The sequence below is a fragment of the Aeromonas sp. DSM 116730 genome (assembly GCF_046581335.1).
Classification (GTDB): Bacteria; Pseudomonadota; Gammaproteobacteria; order Enterobacterales; family Aeromonadaceae; genus Aeromonas; species Aeromonas rivipollensis.
In genome coordinates this window covers 3223770-3238013 of record NZ_CP144265.1, presented here as the reverse complement: position 1 = coordinate 3238013, position 14244 = coordinate 3223770, and the positions used below count along the sequence as shown (strand labels likewise).

General features: G+C 62.1%; 15 protein-coding genes. All 15 read left to right on the top strand.

Translation table 11 applies throughout. The features are described from left to right. Nucleotides 1-81 precede the first annotated feature (81 nt). The 15 genes from Aeroheme_RS14735 (at nt 82) to Aeroheme_RS14665 (ending at nt 14242) form a co-directional block, all read left to right on the top strand. Nucleotides 82-1878: a flagellar hook-length control protein FliK gene (locus Aeroheme_RS14735; protein ID WP_411166108.1), complete on the top strand. Its 1797-nt coding sequence runs from the start codon at nt 82-84 to the stop codon at nt 1876-1878. A gap of 57 nt (nt 1879-1935) precedes the next feature. Then, nucleotides 1936-2442 carry a flagellar basal body-associated protein FliL gene (gene fliL, locus Aeroheme_RS14730; protein WP_111912519.1) on the top strand — a complete coding sequence of 169 codons (507 nt, stop codon included), beginning with the start codon at nt 1936-1938 and terminating at the stop codon, nt 2440-2442. Between the two features lie 10 nt (nt 2443-2452). Next, the gene (gene fliM / locus Aeroheme_RS14725) at nt 2453-3523 is read left to right on the top strand and encodes a flagellar motor switch protein FliM (RefSeq protein ID WP_042650084.1); all 1071 of its coding nucleotides are present in this window, start codon (nt 2453-2455) and stop codon (nt 3521-3523) included. A 50-nt stretch (nt 3524-3573) separates the two neighbouring features. Further along, on the top strand, nt 3574-3969 hold the full coding sequence (gene fliN, locus Aeroheme_RS14720; protein ID WP_042650085.1) for a flagellar motor switch protein FliN: 396 nt from the start codon (nt 3574-3576) through the stop codon (nt 3967-3969). Further along, nucleotides 3966-4349, top strand: a complete 384-nt coding sequence (fliO, locus tag Aeroheme_RS14715; RefSeq protein WP_106887474.1) for a flagellar biosynthetic protein FliO — start codon at nt 3966-3968, stop codon at nt 4347-4349. Before fliN ends, fliO begins: the two co-directional genes overlap by 4 nt. Further along, on the top strand, nt 4336-5091 hold the full coding sequence (gene fliP / locus Aeroheme_RS14710; RefSeq protein ID WP_408865995.1) for a flagellar type III secretion system pore protein FliP: 756 nt from the start codon (nt 4336-4338) through the stop codon (nt 5089-5091). Before fliO ends, fliP begins: the two co-directional genes overlap by 14 nt. 27 nt (nt 5092-5118) lie before the next feature. Further along, entirely contained in the window at nt 5119-5388 is a 270-nt protein-coding gene (gene fliQ, locus Aeroheme_RS14705; protein ID WP_010673927.1) for a flagellar biosynthesis protein FliQ, read from the top strand. 70 nt (nt 5389-5458) lie between these two features. Further along, the gene (gene fliR, locus Aeroheme_RS14700; protein WP_106887472.1) at nt 5459-6256 is read left to right on the top strand and encodes a flagellar biosynthetic protein FliR; all 798 of its coding nucleotides are present in this window, start codon (nt 5459-5461) and stop codon (nt 6254-6256) included. Between the two features lie 89 nt (nt 6257-6345). After that, nucleotides 6346-7476: a flagellar biosynthesis protein FlhB gene (flhB, locus tag Aeroheme_RS14695; RefSeq protein ID WP_106887471.1), complete on the top strand. Its 1131-nt coding sequence runs from the start codon at nt 6346-6348 to the stop codon at nt 7474-7476. A 307-nt stretch (nt 7477-7783) separates the two neighbouring features. Next, a complete protein-coding gene (flhA, locus tag Aeroheme_RS14690; protein WP_106887470.1) occupies nt 7784-9886 on the top strand; it encodes a flagellar biosynthesis protein FlhA in 2103 nt (700 codons plus the stop codon). A gap of 16 nt (nt 9887-9902) precedes the next feature. Beyond that, entirely contained in the window at nt 9903-11405 is a 1503-nt protein-coding gene (gene flhF / locus Aeroheme_RS14685; protein WP_139744869.1) for a flagellar biosynthesis protein FlhF, read from the top strand. 1 nt (nt 11406) lies between these two features. After that, nucleotides 11407-12282: a MinD/ParA family protein gene (locus tag Aeroheme_RS14680; RefSeq protein WP_025326254.1), complete on the top strand. Its 876-nt coding sequence runs from the start codon at nt 11407-11409 to the stop codon at nt 12280-12282. After that, nucleotides 12275-12994: an RNA polymerase sigma factor FliA gene (locus Aeroheme_RS14675; protein WP_025326255.1), complete on the top strand. Its 720-nt coding sequence runs from the start codon at nt 12275-12277 to the stop codon at nt 12992-12994. The genes Aeroheme_RS14680 and Aeroheme_RS14675 overlap by 8 nt, the downstream gene beginning before the upstream one ends. Nucleotides 12995-13105: 111 nt before the next feature. Then, nucleotides 13106-13489 (top strand): chemotaxis response regulator CheY, encoded by a 384-nt coding sequence (gene cheY / locus Aeroheme_RS14670; RefSeq protein WP_025326256.1) that lies wholly within the window; start codon nt 13106-13108, stop codon nt 13487-13489. A gap of 12 nt (nt 13490-13501) precedes the next feature. Further along, nucleotides 13502-14242 (top strand): protein phosphatase CheZ, encoded by a 741-nt coding sequence (locus Aeroheme_RS14665; RefSeq protein ID WP_025326257.1) that lies wholly within the window; start codon nt 13502-13504, stop codon nt 14240-14242. The last annotated feature ends 2 nt before the right edge of the window (nt 14243-14244 follow it).

Below are 14244 nucleotides of genomic sequence, written 5' to 3'. Positions count from 1 at the left end.
TCTATTGCCAACACAGGCTAAGACGCCGCCTCCGCCCCCCGGATGTGCGGTCATCACCGGATTGTCGTCAGGGATCCCAGCATGATAGAGACCAAGTTGAACCTAGCGCCCAGCCAGGCAATCCCTGCCGACGGCGTCCTGTCGCCCTCGCTCCTCGCCGGGGGGGAAGGAAAGGATCTGTCGCTGGCGGACGGCAAGGCCGCATTTGCCGATGCCATGGCCAGAGCCCAGCTGCTGGGCCAGGAGCCATCGGCCAGTCAAGGGGGTGACGAGGCCCAGGCTGCGGCCACTTTGGATGCCAAATCTTTGGCGTCTGCCGAGGCAACTGGCGATCAGGAGGTGCCCACCAAGACGCCATCTGAGGAGACCGAGCTTCCCCCCGAGGATTTTCTGCAGCAGCTGCAGGCCTCCCTCAGGCAGGATGTCAGCCTGGTGGTGCCCCCTGCCTTGCCCCCCCAGGAGGTGACGGCGACCGTCGACGGCAATGACTTGCCGCCCGAGTCGCATCCTGTGTCACAGGCCGCAGGGCCTGTGACGGCGGGGGCTGCACCAGCCTCGCCAGTGGTCGCCGATGGGCAGGGTGCAGAGGCGCTCCCCCTTGAAAATGAAGAGAACGGGCTCGCCGCTGGCAAGGTGCCCGTCGCCGCAGGCAAGGGCCAGCCCTCGGAGCCGCAGCAGAGCGAGCAGGCCACTGCCGAAAACAGCACGGCGGCGCCCAAGGCCGGTCAGCCGGCAGATGCGGTGGCGACTGAACCCTTGTCCGGCGAGGCGCGGGCGGCCCGGCTGGCCAAGGTGGTGGCCGGTGAGGCCGCCCCTGCGCCGGCGAGCCAGGGGCCTGTGGCGGGCGCGAAGCCGTCCGAGCCAGTTTCCCATGACGAACAGATCAGCGCGGCCTTTGCGACCACAACCAGGGCCTTCGACGCCGGCGTGGTCAGGGTGGAGCCCCAGGGCGGGGCCCAGGCCAAACCAGAACCTGACACTGCCGGTGGCGAGGGCGACAAGGCGAGCCCGGCAGGTGACGCCCGGGAGGCCAAGCCAAGCTCGGCCCCCAGAGCCGAGACGACGGCCAGTGGCACCACTCCCCAGCCCGCCCCATCCAGCCCGGATCCCGTGCTGACGGCGCCCCAGCAGACGCTGGCGCGTCACGAGTCCCAGGGGCCGCAAGCCTCGCTGACGGCGCTCTCGGCCGGCATCCAGCAGATGGAGGCCGAACCCGCGGTGGCCGTCGGAGCCGCCGCGGAACTCAAGCCGGCGGCGCAGAGATCCAGGCTCGATGAGCTGGGCAAGCAGCTCGGGATCGAGGTCAAGGGCAACGAACCTAGCGAGGGAAGCCAGCCGCTGCAGCATGCCCAGAGCAGCGATGGCAAACCGGCCGCCGAGGTGAGTGCGCGGCGGGAGCCCCAGAGCCTGCCGCATCTCAAGCTGGCCACCCCGGAGGCGCCGGCCCAGTTGCACCAGAAGGTGAACCTGATGCTGGCGGACAAGCTGCAGCAGGCGGAGATCCAGCTAGACCCCCTCGGTCTTGGCAAGATGAAGATCCAAATCCAGATGGATGCCTCCAGCCAGGCCAACGTCCACTTCGTGGTGCAGCATGGCCAGACCCGGGAGATGCTGGAGCAGGCCATGCCCAGGCTGCGGGACATGCTGGCGGGGCAGGGGATCCAGCTCGGTCAGACAGTGGTGCAACAACAGGCGCAGCAGCAGGGGCAACAGCAGCAGGGACAGCCGCCATCGCAGGGCCAGTCTGGCTTCGGCGGTCAGGGTCAGCAAGGGGGAGGCTTTGCCGGTGGCGACCAGCCGGAGGGGGAGGGCAGGGCCCGCACCCTGAGTCTGCTGGTGGAATCGACAAACGATGCCGGAATTGATTTCTATGCTTGATGCCTGCCCGAGTAAGTTTATGATACCGAACAAGTTTGAGACTAGGGTGGACAAGGGATGGCAGACGATAACGAACTGACGCTGAAGGACCCGGCGGCGGCCAAGAAAAAGAAGCTGATCATGATAGTCGCCCTGGTCGTCATCCTTCTGGGTGGCGGTGGGGCCGGTGCCTGGTTCATGTTTGCCGGTTCGGACGAACCGGCGGCCGAGACGGCCGAGACCAAGCCCGAAGCCAGTGCGCCCCAGCCCTCCCTCTATGTGGGCATGCCGCGCCCCTTCGTGTTCAATGTGGCGGGCGGGCAGCGGGATCGGCTGGTGCAGATCAAAATCCAGCTGATGGTGCGCGGGGCCGCTGACGAGACCCTGGCCAAACAGAATATTCCCCTGATCGAAGGGACCCTGCTGCGGGTCTTCAGCGCGGCCACCGCCGAGCAGCTGATGACCTTCGAGGGCAAGGAGAAGCTGCGTCAGGATTCATTGGAAGAGTGTCGCCGGGTCCTCAAGGATCTGGTCTCTTCCCCCGTAATAGAACAAGTGCTGTTTACCGGCTTTGTCATGCAATGAAAGGTGAAGCGTGAGCGATCTGTTAAGTCAGGACGAAATTGATGCCCTGCTGCACGGTGTCGATGATGTCGAAGAGGAAGAGCTAGGGGCGGCCGGAGATCCCGGTATCGCCCAGTTTGACTTCTCCTCCCAGGACCGCATCGTCCGTGGCCGCATGCCGACCCTGGAGCTGGTGAACGAGCGGTTCGCCCGTCACATGCGCATCAGCCTGTTCAACATGATGCGGCGCACCGCCGAGGTGTCGATCAACGGCGTGCAGATGCTCAAGTTCGGCGAATACGTGCACACCCTGTTCGTGCCGACCAGCCTGAACATGGTGCGCTTCCGCCCGCTCAAGGGGACGGCACTCATCACCATGGAGGCGCGTCTCGTCTTCATCCTGGTGGAGAACTTCTTCGGCGGCGACGGCCGCTATCACGCCAAGATCGAGGGGCGCGAGTTCACCCCCACCGAGCGGCGCATCATCCAGATGCTGCTCAAGCTGGTGTTCGAGGACTACAAGGATGCCTGGGCGCCCGTGATGGACGTCGGCTTCGAATACCTCGACTCGGAAGTGAACCCGGCCATGGCGAACATCGTCAGCCCCACCGAGGTGATAGTGGTGAGCTCCTTCCACATCGAGCTGGATGGCGGCGGCGGCGACTTCCACGTGGCCATGCCCTACTCCATGCTCGAACCCATCCGCGAGCTGCTGGATGCCGGGGTGCAGAGTGACAAGGGCGACACAGATGTGCGCTGGAGCAAGGCCCTGCGCGACGAGATCATGGACGTCAAGGTGGAGCTCAAGGCCAAGCTGCTGGAGACAGAGCTGACCCTGCGCGAGCTGATGGAGCTGCAACCCGGCGACATCATACCGGTGGAGATGCCGGAGAACCTGCTGGTCTTCGTGGAGGACCTGCCCACCTTCCACGCCAAGATGGGGCGCACCAAGGAGAACGTGGCGCTCAAGATAGTGGACAAAATCAAGCGCCCTGACGGAGTCAAGACAGAGATGCATCTGGTGACCCGGGGGGGCGTGCGCATCGATGGCGAGGCCGAGCTGGAAGAGCTCGAACGCAGCATCGCCGATAAACAGCCCTAATAGACCCGTCGCCTGCGACCTGGGTCACGAAGCAGCATGAGGAATTGAAGATGAGCGGAACCGATGACGAGCAGGATCTGATGGCTGACGCCTGGGCTGCCGCGCTGGAAGAGCAGGTAACGGCCGAGGCCAAGCCCGCCCCCCTGGAGGAGCTGAGAGACGACGCCCCCATCAGTGCCGAGGAGCGGCGCAAGCTGGACACCATTCTGGATATTCCGGTGACCATCGCCATGGAAGTGGGCCGCAGCCAGATCAGCATTCGCAACCTGCTGCAGCTGAATCAGGGCTCTGTCGTGGAGCTGGATCGGGTGGCGGGCGAGCCCCTGGATGTGCTGGTCAACGGCACCCTGATTGCCCACGGCGAGGTGGTGGTGGTGAACGACAAGTTCGGCATCCGTTTGACCGATGTCATCAGCCAGATAGAACGGATCAAGAAGCTCAAATGATCCGTGCCATCGCCCTGTTGTTGTTCGCCGTCCCCGCACTGGCCAACCCGGGGGCTGGCGTTACTCCCCCCAGCATCACCTCCTGGCTGCTCTCCAGCCTGATGGTGATCGGCCTCATCCTGGTGCTGGGCTTCCTGCTCAAGAAGAGCAAGCTCACCCAGGTGATGGGGGGCGGCCAGATGAAGGTCATCGCCACCCTGCCGCTCGGGTACAAGGAGAAGCTGATGGTGGTCAAGGTGGGCGAGCAACAGCTGCTCATCGGGGTGACGCCGCAGCAGGTCAACTTCCTCTATCGCCTGGAAGAGCCCCTGGACGAGCGTCAGCCCCAGGCCTTCTCCCAGCAGCTTGGCAAATTGATGGGCAAGCATGAAAAAAGTTAACTGGATCGGGTTGCTGGGCCTGTTGTCCGTGCTGCTGTCGCCCCTGGTGATGGCCCAGGACGGCATGTCGGCGCTGACCGTCAAGACCATGGCGGATGGCAGTCAGGAGTACAGCCTGACCCTGCAGGTGCTGGCGCTGATGACCGCGCTCTCCTTCCTGCCGGCCATTGTCATCATGATGACCTCCTTCACCCGGATCATAGTGGTGCTCGGGATCCTCAGACAGGCCATAGGCCTGCAGCAGAGCCCGTCCAACCAGGTGCTGATCGGCATCGCCCTCTTCATGTCCTTCTTCATCATGTCCCCGGTGCTGGATCGCATCAACGAGGAGGCGCTGCAGCCCTATCTGGCGGAGACCATAGGGCCCAAGGAGGCGCTGGAGAAGGCCGAGCTGCCCATCCACCAGTTCATGCTGGCCCAGACCCGGATCAAGGATCTCAACACCTTCATGGAGATAGCGAACGTGCAGGTGGCCGAGCCGGCGGATGTGCCGCTGCGGGTGCTGATCCCGGCCTTCGTCACCAGCGAGCTCAAGACCGCCTTCCAGATAGGCTTCATGCTGTTTCTGCCCTTCCTGGTCATAGATCTGGTGGTGGCGAGCATACTGATGGCCATGGGGATGATGATGCTCTCCCCCATGCTGGTCTCCCTGCCGTTCAAGCTGATGCTGTTCGTCATGGTGGATGGCTGGAACCTGATCCTGGGGTCGCTTGCGACCAGCTTCGGGCTGGGGGCGGGGTAAGCAGGTCAATGGAAAGGAGCCGATAAGATGAGTCCGGAAACCTTTGTCGACGTATTCCGTGAGGCGCTCTGGCTGGTGACCATAATGGTGTGCGCCGTGATCCTGCCGAGCCTGATGGTGGGGCTGGTCGTCGCCATCTTCCAGGCCGCCACCTCCATCAACGAACAGACCCTGAGCTTCCTGCCCCGTCTCGTGGTCACCCTGCTGGCCCTGGGGGCCGGCGCCCACTGGGGCTTGCAGAGCCTGATGGACTTCTTCCAGCTGATGGTGAGCCAGATCCCCGAGGTGGTCGGCTGATGCCCGTGTCGGCATTAGCGACCATCAGGCTGCCGATGACCACCAGTTCCACGGCTCCGGGAGCGGCGGCATGAGCTATACCACAGCGGTGATCATGGAGTGGCTGGCGTCCGTGCTCTGGCCCCTTGCCCGGGTGAGCAGCCTGCTGATGGTGATGGCGGTGTTCGGCAGCCGGCTGGCTCCTGCGAACGTTCGCATGGGGCTGGCGCTCGCCATTACCTTCATCATCGCCCCCCTGCTGCCCCCCATGCCCAAGGTGGAACTGTTCTCCGTCGGCAGCTTCCTGGTGCTGGGGCAGCAGCTGCTCATCGGCATAGCGCTCGGCCTCATGACCCAGTTTCTGCTGGAAAGCTTCGTGATGGCGGGCCAGATCATCGCCATGCAAACCAGCCTGGGCTTCGCCACCCTGGTGGATCCCATGAACGGCCAGTCGGCCCCCGTGGTGGGTCAGTTCTACCTGATGCTGGCGACCCTGGTGTTTCTGGCGGTGGACGGCCACCTCCTGATGATCAGGATGGTGGTGCTGAGCTTCGAGACCCTGCCGGTCTCGGACAGCGGGCTCAGCCTGCCCGCCATCCGCAGCCTGGTGAGTTTCCTCGGGGTCATGTACCAGGCCTCCCTGGTGATGGCGCTGTCGGCCATCATTGCCCTGCTGCTCATCAACTTCGCGTTCGGGGTCATGACCCGGGCGGCCCCCCAGCTCAACATCTTCAGCATCGGCTTTGCGGTCAGCATGATGTCGGGCCTGTTCATCCTCTGGCTCACCATAGGCGGCTTCATGGGGCACTTCGACTCCCTCTGGGAGCGGGTGCAGGAGACCAGCTGCGAGCTTATCCAGGTCCAGTGCCTGGGGGGCCAGAATGGTTGATACCGGGCTGAAAAGTACCGATTATCTCCCCGCCTGCTGCGCGTGGGGGTTAGCTCGCCATGGCGACTTGATGTGCCTGAGAGGCCAGCATGGCTGATACCGATCAGGAACGCACAGAACAACCCACGGGCAAACGGCTGCAGCAGGCCCGGGAAAAAGGGCAGATTGCACGTTCCAAGGAGCTGGGTACCGCCAGCGTCCTGCTGGCGACCGTGTTTGGCTTGCTGATGATCAAGGAGAGCCTGGCTGGCGCCATGGTCAAGGTGCTCACCATGGGCTTTACCCTGGACCGGGATCAGGCTTTCGATCCCAACGCCATGGGGGTCATGTTGCCCACCCTGCTGTGGGAGTTGCTGCAACCCCTCGGCCTGCTGTTCCTGCTGGTGACCATAGCCGCCTTCGTCGGCAACACCCTGCTGGGGGGGATGAACTTCTCCTCCGAGGCCATGCTGCCCAAGTGGAGCAAGCTGAGCCCCTTGAGTGGGTTGAAGAGGATGTTCGGGGTGCAGTCCCTGGTGGAGCTCGTCAAGTCCATCGCCAAGGTGGTGTTCATCAGCCTGTTCGCCTGGTGGATGCTGTCGAGCCAGTTCAATCACCTGCTCAATCTCTCCCTCGAGGGCTTCCCCGGCGGCATCATAGATGCCCTGGACCTGCTGCTGTGGATGCTGATCATCCTCTGCTGCGCCCTGATCCCCATAGTCGCCATAGACGTGCCCTTCCAGACCTGGAACCACAATCGCCAGCTCAAGATGACCAAGCAGGAGATCAAGGACGAGTTCAGGGACAGCGAGGGTAAGCCCGAGGTAAAGGGCAAGATCCGCCAGTTGCAGATGCAGATGGCGATGCGCCGCATGATGGGGGATGTGCCCAAGGCGGACGTCATCATCACCAACCCGACCCACTACTCCGTGGCCCTGAAGTACGACGCGGGCAAGCCAGGCGCCGCTCCCAAGGTGCTGGCCAAGGGGGTGGACGAGGTGGCGATGAAGATCAGGGAGATAGCGCGGGAATACGACATCCCGGTGATGTCCTCGCCGCCCCTGACCCGGGCCATCTACCACGCCACCGAGATTGGTCAGGAGATCCCCGAGGGGCTCTTTGCCGCCGTGGCCCAGGTGTTGGCCTATGTCTATCAGCTCAAGAAGTTCCGCCGTGGCCGTGGCCGCCGCCCGACCCCGGTCGCCAGGGATCTGCCCATTCCACCGGAATATCGCAAGTAGCCCGGTGTTTTGGGAGAGGTTGGCCGTCTCCGCCGCCAAGGTCTGTCCACTATGCCGCCGGACTATTGCAAGTAATCTGTGCTCTGAGGCGTTGGCCGTCTCCACCGCCAGAGAGCTGTCCACCATGTTCCGTCGGAATATCCTAAGTACCCCCGCACTCCGCCCTGTTTGCCATCAAGTTACCCGAACGTGTCCTCCGACGGACTTCTGACAGCATCAAAATAAAATCCCAATAGATCAATGTGTTGAGTAATTGGCTTGATATTTGCTTTCATTCGGCATCGGCAGTTGTAAATCGAGAAGAACGATGGGATTCAAGGCTGGAGTGAGCCGTTTCAAAGAGTACAGATGGTTGCTCAGCAAGGGGATTGGGACCCCGCTGCTGGTGCTCGCCTCCCTCGGCATGGTGGTACTCCCCATACCGCCCCTGATGCTGGATATCCTCTTCTCCTTCAACATCGCCCTCTCCATAGTGGTGCTGCTGGTGGCCGTCTATACCCGTCGGCCGCTGGAGTTTGCCGCCTTCCCCACAGTCCTGCTGATAGCGACCCTGCTGCGGCTCGCGCTCAACGTCGCCTCCACCCGGGTGGTGCTGCTGGAAGGCCACAACGGCAGCGCGGCGGCGGGCCATGTGATCGAGGCCTTCGGCAACGTGGTGATCGGCGGCAACTATGCGGTGGGCATCATCGTCTTCATGATCCTGGTGATCATCAACTTCGTGGTGGTCACCAAGGGTGCGGGCCGGATCTCCGAGGTGAGCGCCCGCTTCACCCTGGATGCCATGCCCGGCAAGCAGATGGCCATAGATGCGGACCTGAACGCCGGTCTCATCAACCAGGAAGAGGCCAAGAAGCGCCGTCAGGACGTGACCCAGGAAGCCGACTTCTACGGCTCCATGGACGGTGCCTCCAAATTCGTGAAGGGGGATGCCGTCGCCGGCATCATGATCCTCTTCATCAACATCATCGGTGGCTTCATCATCGGCATGATGCAGCACCAGCTCAGCTTCGGCGAAGCGGCCGAGATCTACACCCTGCTCGCCATAGGTGACGGCCTGGTGGCCCAGATACCCTCACTGCTGCTCTCCATCGCCGCCGCCATCATAGTCACCCGTCAAAATACCGATCAGGACATGGGCACGGCCGTGCTCGGCCAGCTGTTCGAGAACCCCAAGGCGCTGGTGATTTCCGCCGGCATACTGCTGATGATGGGCAGTGTGCCCGGCATGCCGCACCTGGCCTTCCTGAGTCTGGGGGCCGTGGCGGCGGTGGGGGCCTGGTGGCTGCTGCGCCGGGAGAAACTGAACAAGGCCAGGGTGGCGAGCGGTGAACTCTTGCCGGCCCAGGGCGATGCCCCGGTGGAGCAGAAGGACCTGAGCTGGGACGACGTCATGCCGGTGGACATCATCGGTCTGGAGGTGGGCTATCAGCTCATCCCGCTGGTGGACAAGAACCAGGGTGGCGAGCTGCTCAACCGGATCAAGGGGGTGCGCAAGAAGCTCTCTCAGGAGTTCGGCTTCCTGGTGCCCGCCGTGCACATCCGCGACAACCTGGATCTCGCCCCCAATCAGTACCGCATCACCCTGATGGGGGTGAGCACCGGCGAGGCCACCGTCTATCACGACAAGGAGATGGCCATCAATCCGGGTCAGGTGTTCGGCCAGATCCAGGGCATAGCGACCCAGGATCCCGCGTTCGGACTGGAAGCTGTCTGGGTCGCCAAGGAGCAGGTCTCCCAGGCCCAGACCCTCGGCTATACAGTGGTGGACGCGGCCACCGTTGTAGCTACCCACCTGAGCCAGATCCTCTCCAACCATGCCGCCCTGCTGCTGGGTCACGACGAGGTGCAGCAACTGCTGGACATGATAGGGAAGCATCAGAGCAAGCTGGTGGAAGGGTTGGTTCCCGAGGTGATCAGCATGGGCAACCTGGTCAAGGTATTGCAAAATCTCCTCAATGAAGGCGTGCCAATTCGCGATATGCGCACTATCCTGCAGACCCTCGTGGAATATGCGCCACGCAGCCCGGACCCGGAAGTGCTGACCGCCGCCTGCCGTATCGCCCTGCGCAGGCTGATAGTGCAGGAGATTGCCGGCCCCGAGCCCGAGCTGCCGGTGATCACCCTTTCACCAGAACTGGAACGCATATTGCATCAATCCCTGCAAGCAGGTGGGGGAGATGGCGCCGGTATAGAACCGGGACTGGCGGAGCGGATGCAGCGCTCCCTGGTGGAAGCCACTCAACGACAAGAACTGGAAGGCCAGCCGGCCGTGCTTCTGACATCGGGGATATTGCGCAATACCCTGGCGAAATTTGTCAAGAATGCCATTCCTGGATTACGCGTCCTGTCTTATCAGGAAGTGCCTGATGACAAGCAAATCCGCATCGTCAGTGCGGTGGGACAGGGCTAGTTAGCGGAGATGACGGGTGAAGATTAAGCGGTTTTTTGCCAAAGACATGCGAACGGCGCTGGCCGAGGTCAAGGAGACGCTCGGGCCGGATGCCGTCATCATGTCCAACAAAAAGGTCACCGGTGGGGTGGAGATAGTCGCGGCCGTCGATTATCAGTCCCAGGTGCCTGGACCTAAAGATGCGCCGGTTCGCCGTCAGTTGAACGATGAGAGCGTCAATATCTCGTCTGCGGGCAAGCAGATGACGCGCTCGGCTCCCCCCAAGGAGCAGAACGAATACTATGCCGATACCCTGGCGGCCCTGCTGGCGCGCCAGCAGAAGCTCAACCCTGCCAATCCGGCGGGCGGCAACGCCGCTCAGGGTTCATGGCCTGCGAATGGGGCGGGCAACGGTACCCCATCTCCTGCATCATGGTCCGGGAATGGGGCCGCTGGCGGCAATCAGTCCGCGGGACTGGCGTCCGCCAACGGCGCACCCAGAACGCTGGCCGAACAGGGCCAGTGGGGCGCGGCCCCCGAGCCTGCCAAGCCGAAGGCACGTCCTGCTCCCGGCCCCCGTGCAGCGCAACCTGCCCCGCGGGATCAGGAGATGGAGGGGATGCGCAAGGAGATGGCCAGCATCCGCAAGCTGCTGGAGCACCAGATCTCCGGTCTGATGTGGCAGGAGGTGGAGCGCCGCGAGCCGATGCGGGCGCTGCTCATCAAGGAACTCAAGAAGATGGGGTTCGATGATGCCTTCGCCGATCAGCTGGCCGGGCTTATCCCGGAAGACATGCCCATCCATCAGGCCATGGCCCAGTTGGCCGAGGTACTGACGGCCCAGCTCAAGATCAGCGAAGACGACATCTTGCGCCAGGGCGGTGCCGTGGCGCTGCTCGGCCCGACCGGGGTGGGCAAGACCACCACCATCGCCAAGCTGGCGGCCCGTTTTGCCATGAAGTATGGCGCCGAGCAGGTGGCCCTCATCACCACGGACAACTACAGGATCGGGGCCCACGAACAGCTGCAGACCTATGGTCGCATCATGGGTTGCCCGGTGCGTCAGGTACGGGATGCCGAGGAGCTGGCCAACGCGCTCTATCAGTTCCGTCACCGCCGGCTGGTGCTCATCGATACCGCCGGGGTAGGGCAGCGGGATATCCGTCTGACCGAGCAGCTCGACACCCTGGTCAAGAATGCCAAGGTGCGCATTCGCAGCTATCTGGTCATGTCAGCCACCTCCCAGCGCCGGGTGATGCAGGAGGCGGTGGATCACTTCCGGCGCATTCCGCTCTCCGGCTGCATCCTGACCAAGCTCGACGAGAGCCTGAATCTGGGTGAGGTGATTAACGTATGCATTCAGAACGCCCTGCCCATCAGCTACATCACAGATGGACAGCGGGTGCCGGAAGATATTCAAGTTGCCAATGCGGCGCTGCTGGTCGGCGCGGCCATGGGCTCGCTGGAGCGGGAAACAGAAGACCCTTACTTCTGGGGTTCAGGCTTTGGCGAGGCCGAAGATTCGGAGTTTTATGAGTAACATGTATATGGATCAGGCGAGTGGTCTGCGCAAAATGCGTCAAAACAATCGAGTAAAAGTGATCGCCGTGTCCGGAGGCAAGGGGGGCGTTGGCAAGACCAACGTGACCCTGAACGTGGCGGGAGCCATGGCCGCCCAGGGCAAGCGGGTGTTGGTGCTGGATGCCGACCTTGGTCTGGCCAACGTCGACGTCATGCTGGGGCTGCGGGTGCACCGCAACCTCTCCCATGTGCTGGCGGGGGAGTGCACCATAGACGACATCATAGTCGAGGGGCCCTACGGCATGATGATAGTGCCGGCCACCTCGGGCACCCAGTCCATGGTCGAGCTGTCGCCGGTGCAACATGCCGAGCTCATCCGCGCCTTCAGCGAGATGAAGACCCAGGTGGATGTGCTGCTGGTGGACACGGCGGCAGGGATCTCCGACATGGTGCTGAGCTTCACCCGTGCGGCCCAGGACATCATGGTGGTGGTGTGCGATGAGCCCACCTCCATCACCGATGCCTATGCCCTCATCAAGATCCTCTCCAAGGATCACGGGGTGTTCCGCTTCAAGGTGGTGGCCAACATGGTTCGCTCCCTGCGCGAGGGGCAGGAGCTCTTCGCCAAGCTGACCCGGGTCACCGACCGTTTCCTCGACACCTCCCTGGAGCTGGTGGCCTGCGTGCCTTACGACACCAACCTGCGGGCCGCGGTGCGCAAGCAGAAGCTGATCGTCGAGGCGTTTCCCAAGTCACCCGCCTCCCTGGCATTCCGTGCCCTGGCGAACAAGGCGGCGAGCTGGCCCATCCCGAACCAGCCGGGGGGACACCTCGAATTTTTCCTGGAAAATTTATTGCAAAAGCCGGTCATAGCACAGGAAGACTCCCGTGAATAAAGCCCAAGCATACTTGCGTCATCAGGATTCCTACGTGCTGGTCGAGCGTCATGCTCCGCTGGTCAAGCGGATTGCCCAGCATTTATTGGCTCGCCTGCCAAGCAGTGTCTTGCTGGATGACCTGATCCAGGCAGGTATGATTGGGCTGCTCGAAGCCTCCCGCAACTTTGACGGCAGCAAGGGCGCCAGCTTTGAAACCTATGCCGGCATCCGCATCCGCGGCGCCATGCTCGACGAGATCCGCCGCGGGGACTGGGTGCCCCGTTCGGTGCACCGCAACAGCCGTGCCATCGCAGAGGCGATCGAGAACGTGGAGCAGGCCCATGGCCGGGATGCCAGAGACACCGAGGTAGCCGCCAACATGGGGGTCTCCCTTGGCGAATACCATGCCATGCTGCAGGATGTCTCCTGCGGCAAGATCATCGGCATCGAGGATCTCGGGGTCAGCGAGGATGTGATAGGGCATCCCGATGACGCCAGCGGTCACGGCGGCTTTGACGATCTGGCGGCCGAGCGCTTTCAGGGCGCCCTGGCCGAACACATCGCCCGCCTGCCCGAACGGGAAGCCCTGGTGCTGTCGCTGTATTACGACGAAGAGCTGAACTTGCGTGAAATCGGGGAAGTCCTGAGCGTGAGCGAGTCTCGGGTGAGCCAGATCCACAGCCAGGCCATGCACAGGCTGCGGGCCCGTTTGAGAGATTGGAATTTATAAGTGGTTGTACTGGCTACACTGGAACGCAACTCTAAGGCATAATCCGCACCATAAAACCTGCGATCTGCATCATGTAAGTGAGCCGTTTTGGCGGCTATTTAGGAGGGAATTTTGGACAAGAACATGAAAATCCTCATCGTCGACGATTTTTCAACGATGCGCCGGATTATCAAGAACTTGCTGCGTGACCTGGGATATAACAATACCCATGAAGCAGACGATGGCAACACGGCCCTGCCGATGTTGAAAAACGGCGATTATCAGTTCGTGGTCACCGACTGGAACATGCCCGGCATGCAGGGCATAGACCTGCTCAAGGCGATCCGTCTCGATGACAAACTCAAGCACCTGCCGGTACTGATGGTGACTGCGGAAGCCAAGCGCGAGCAGATCATCGAAGCCGCCCAGGCCGGGGTCAATGGCTATATCGTCAAGCCGTTCACTGCCGCCACCCTCAAAGAGAAGCTCGACAAAATCTTTGAACGAATCGGCTAAGGAGCGGCAGGGATGAAGGCCAAAACGAGTGCCATGATCTCGCTTGAACAGGCAAGGATGCTGGTTGCCCACCTGGAGCGAGAAGAGTTTGAACAGGCCGATACCATCCTCGCCGATGTGTGCGCCCCCAATGCGGCGGCCCTGTTTGACAAGGTGGGGCAGTTGACCCGCCAGTTGCACAACTCACTGCAAGATTTTCGCCTGGATCCCAGGATCCCCGACCTGGCCACCCATGAGATCCCGGATGCCCGGGAGCGGCTCAGCTATGTCATCGACATGACTGACAAGGCGGCCAATCGCACCATGGATGCGGTCGAGGCCAGTCTTCCCATCGCCGATCGGCTCAATGACAACATTCAGCTGGTGATGCCCAATTGGAATGCCCTGATGAGCCGGGATCTTGAACTGGGTCAGTTCAAGGCACTCTGCCATCAACTGAATGATTTTATTAAGGCTTCGGAGACGGATGCCGATAAGTTACGACAACTGCTGACTGAAATCCTGATGGCTCAGGATTTCCAGGACTTGACCGGTCAGATGATCCGCAAGGTGATCAAGCTGGTGCAGGAAGTTGAAACAAAGTTGATAGAGATGCTGACCATGTTTGGTGAGGCCGTCATCGAGAATTCGGCGCGCAGCCTGCCGGCGAGCGGCATCGAGGCAGAAGGCCCCATCATGAACCCGCAGACAAGGTCCGATGTGGTCAATGGTCAAGATGATGTGGACGATCTGCTGTCTAGCCTGGGATTCTAATG

What these genes read in the sequence shown, in the direction of transcription:
- Aeroheme_RS14735 (WP_411166108.1), top strand. Translation starts at nt 82, where the DNA reads ATGATAGAGACCAAGTTGAACCTAGCGCCCAGCCAGGCAATCCCTGCC.
- fliL (WP_111912519.1), top strand. Translation starts at nt 1,936, where the DNA reads ATGGCAGACGATAACGAACTGACGCTGAAGGACCCGGCGGCGGCCAAG.
- fliN (WP_042650085.1), top strand. Translation starts at nt 3,574, where the DNA reads ATGAGCGGAACCGATGACGAGCAGGATCTGATGGCTGACGCCTGGGCT.
- fliO (WP_106887474.1), top strand. Translation starts at nt 3,966, where the DNA reads ATGATCCGTGCCATCGCCCTGTTGTTGTTCGCCGTCCCCGCACTGGCC.
- fliP (WP_408865995.1), top strand. Translation starts at nt 4,336, where the DNA reads ATGAAAAAAGTTAACTGGATCGGGTTGCTGGGCCTGTTGTCCGTGCTG.
- fliQ (WP_010673927.1), top strand. Translation starts at nt 5,119, where the DNA reads ATGAGTCCGGAAACCTTTGTCGACGTATTCCGTGAGGCGCTCTGGCTG.
- fliR (WP_106887472.1), top strand. Translation starts at nt 5,459, where the DNA reads ATGAGCTATACCACAGCGGTGATCATGGAGTGGCTGGCGTCCGTGCTC.
- flhB (WP_106887471.1), top strand. Translation starts at nt 6,346, where the DNA reads ATGGCTGATACCGATCAGGAACGCACAGAACAACCCACGGGCAAACGG.
- flhA (WP_106887470.1), top strand. Translation starts at nt 7,784, where the DNA reads ATGGGATTCAAGGCTGGAGTGAGCCGTTTCAAAGAGTACAGATGGTTG.
- Aeroheme_RS14680 (WP_025326254.1), top strand. Translation starts at nt 11,407, where the DNA reads ATGTATATGGATCAGGCGAGTGGTCTGCGCAAAATGCGTCAAAACAAT.
- Aeroheme_RS14665 (WP_025326257.1), top strand. Translation starts at nt 13,502, where the DNA reads ATGAAGGCCAAAACGAGTGCCATGATCTCGCTTGAACAGGCAAGGATG.